This window comes from Streptomyces sp. NWU339 (assembly GCF_003143855.1).
In the GTDB taxonomy this organism is placed as follows: Bacteria; Actinomycetota; Actinomycetes; order Streptomycetales; family Streptomycetaceae; genus Streptomyces.
On the sequence record NZ_QFRK01000159.1, the window covers coordinates 1 to 3,527 of the forward strand.

The 3,527-nt window shown below is 71.5% G+C and carries 1 protein-coding gene; it reads right to left on the reverse strand.

Annotated elements, in window-relative coordinates; genetic code table 11:
• On the reverse strand, positions 1-3,527 hold a 3,527-nt coding region (locus tag DIZ27_RS44845), incomplete at both ends, for an amino acid adenylation domain-containing protein (protein WP_146229165.1).

Sequence of the window (3,527 nt, forward strand, 5' to 3'; positions counted from 1 at the left end):
ACCACGAACGCCACCGGCACCATGTACTCCGGCAACTCCGCACCCACGTGCCTCCGCAGCTCCCCGCCCTCCGGGGCATCCGCCGCACCGTCGACCACGACATACGCCACCAACTGCTTCACACCCGCCCGGTCCTCCCGGGCGATCACCGCCGCATGCCGCACCCGCGGATGCCGCGCCAGCACCGCCTCGATCTCCCCCAGCTCGATCCGGAAACCCCGGACCTTCACCTGCTCATCCGCACGACCGACATACTCGATCGCCCCGTCCGCACGCCACCGCACCACATCACCCGTGCGATACATCCGGCCGCCCGCACCACCGAACGGATCCGCCACAAACCGCTCCGCCGTCAAACCCGGACGACGCAGATACCCACGAGCCAGTTGCACACCGGCCAGGTACAGCTCGCCGGCGACTCCGACGGGCACCGGTCGCAGCCCCGAGTCGAGCACATACACCTGGGTGTTCCACACGGGAGCGCCGATCGGTACCGGCCCGTCCGGGTCCTGGGCCGAGCACTCCCACGAGGTGACGTCCACGGACGCCTCCGTGGGTCCGTACAGGTTGTGCAGGGGTACGTCCAGCGTCTCGTAGAACTGTGCGCGCACTTCCCCGGGCAGGGCCTCGCCGCTGCAGATGACGCGGCGCAGCCCGGTGCACTGTGCGACGGTGGGCTCGGTGAGGAAGACCTGGAGCATGGAGGGGACGAAGTGCAGCGTGGTGACGCCTTCGTCGCGGATCAGCCGGGCGAGATATGCCGGGTCCTTGTGGCCTTCGGGCCGTGCGACCACGAGCCGGGCGCCCACCATGAGCGGCCAGAAGAACTCCCACACGGAGACGTCGAAGCCGGAGGGGGTCTTCTGCAGTACCCGGTCGGAGGCGTCCAGCCCGTACCGTGCCTGCATCCACAGCAGCCGGTTGACAATTCCTTGGTGCGGGACCAGCACGCCCTTGGGCTTGCCCGTGGAGCCCGAGGTGTAGATCACATACGCGGGATGCTGCGGCCGCAGCGGGGCGGTGCGGTCGGCGTCGGTGAGGTCGTGGTCGGCGTGACGCGACAGTGCCGCCCGGGTGTCCGCGGTGTCCAGCAGCAGGCGCGGGGTGGGGTCGTCGGCCGGCAGCGCGGGAACGACGTCCGTGGTGGTGAGCAGCATCGCGGAACCGGTGTTGGCGAGGATGTACCGGATGCGCTCGGCGGGGTAGTCGGGGTCGACCGGCACATACGCTGCACCCGCCTTCAGCACGGCCAGCAGGGCGACGATGAGGTCGAGGGACCGTGGGAGAGCGAGGGCGACGAATCCTTCCGGGCCCGCTCCCCGCTCGACCAGCAGCCGCGCCAGGCGGTTGGCGCGGGCGTTGAGTTCCGCGTACGTCAGCGTCTCGCCCTCGAAGACCACGGCGGTGGCCTGCGGGGTGCCGGCCGCCTGGGCCTCGAGCAGTTCGGTGAGCGTGGCGGGCGGGACCTCGTGCTCGGTGGCGTTCCAGGTGACCAGGGTCCGCTCGCGCTCCGCGGCGTCCAGGGTGTCGACGGCCGCGACCAGCTGCTCGGGGTCCGTGGCGATGGCGTCCAGCAGGCGGCCCAGGCGGGCGCCGATGGACTCCACGGTGTCGGCGGTGAACAACTCGGGCCGGTAGCCCAGGCGCAGGCCGAGCCGGGGGCCCGGCACCGCGACGAGGGTGAGCGGGTAGTGCGTGGCGTCTTCCGCGTCGGCCTCGGTGACCCGGATCCCGGTTCCCGCGACGTCCAGCAGCGCCGGGTCCAGGGGATAGTTCTCGAAGACGGTCAGGGTGTCGAACAGCTCCCCGACCCCGGCCAGGCGCTGGATGTCGTGCAGCCCGACGTACTGGTGCTCCATCAGCGACGACTGCTGTTCCTGGAGGCGGACCAGCAGCTGCGCCCAGTTCTCCTCCGCACGCAGCGTCACGCGTACCGGCAGCGTGTTGATGAACAGGCCGACCATCGACTCGACGCCGGCTATCTCGCCCGGCCGCCCGGAGACGGTAGCGCCGAAGACGACGTCCTCGGCTCCGGTGAGCCGGCCGAGCAGCACCGCCCAGGCGCCCTGGACCAGCGTGTTCATGGTCAGTCCGAGCCGACGGGCCCGCTCGGTCAGCGCGGCGGTCAGCTCCGGCGAGAGCTCGAGGGTGACCCGTTCCGGGGGCAGGGTGGCGGCGCCGGTGCTCGTCGGGGCCAGCAGGGTGGGCTCCTCGATGCCCGCGAGCGCCTGCCGCCACGCTTCCTCGGCTACTTGCCGGTCCTGTGCCGCGAGCCAGGTCAGGTAGTCGCGGTAGGGGGTGGTCCGGGGCAGTCCGGCGTCGTCGCCGCCACGCGCGTAGAGCGTGAACAGCTCCTGGGCGAGCAGGGGCATCGACCAGCCGTCGAGCAGGATGTGATGGTACGTCAGGATCAGTCGGCTGTGGTCGTCCGCGAGCTGTACGAGGACGAAGCGCAGCAGGGGCGGTGTCGCCAGGTCGAATCCGCGTCCCCGTTCCTCCGCCGCGATCCGGGCGAGCTCCGCGGTCTGCTCGTCGGGACCGAGTCCGCGCAGGTCATGGGTCTCCCAGGGCAGCTCTACCTCGTGGTGGACGGCCTGGACGGGGGTGCCGACCTGCTCATGCCGGATTCCGGAGCGGAGGTTGGGGTGCCTGCGCAGCAAGGCCTGGGCCGCGGCGCGCAGCGCCCGTACGTCGAGCGCACCGTCCATGCCGAGGAAGAGCTGCACGGTGTAGACGTCCGCGGCGTCCTGGTCGAACAGGGCGTGGAACAGCAGCCCTTCCTGCATCGGTGAGAGCGGCAGGACGTCGGTGAGCTGAGGACAGGACCCCTCCAGGGTGTCGATCTCGTCCTGGGTGAGGGAGACCAGGGTGAGATCGGAGGGGGTGTGTCCGCCGGCTCCCGGCCGTTCGGCATGGGCGGCGAGGGCGTCCAGGGCGCGGAACCAGGTCTCGGCGAGGTCCCGCACGTCCTCCTCGGTGAGCAGCCCGTCCGGCCAGCTCCAGGTTGCGTGCAGGTGCGCGCCGTCGTGGGAGTCCAGGGTCAGCGCATCGACGTCGATGGCGTGGACGAGCGGCATGTTCTCGTCCCCGCCGCCGGATGCGCTCTGCGCTGCCCAGTCGGTGTCGGTGCCGGAGGCGAGGCGGCCGAGGTAGTTGAAACCGATCTGCGGGGCCGGCAGCGCCGCCAGCCGGGGCGCGGTGTCCGGGTTGAGATAGCGCAGCAGACCGTAGCCGATCCCGCTGTCGGGCAGGGCACGCAACTGCTCCTTGACCCGCTTCAGCGCCCGCCCGGCCTCCGCACCGCCGGCCCAGACCTCGCTCCAGTCGGCCACGCCCGGCTCCAGCCGCGCCGGATACAGGCTGGTGAACCAGCCCACCGTGCGCGACAGATCGGCGCCCCCGMCGACGTCCTCGCGGCCATGGCCCTCCTGATCGACCTGCACACCGGCCGCCTCCGGATGCCCCTTGCGGCGCCGCCAGTCGGCGCGCGCAACCGCCAGGCCGGCCAGGCGGACATCGTTCACACC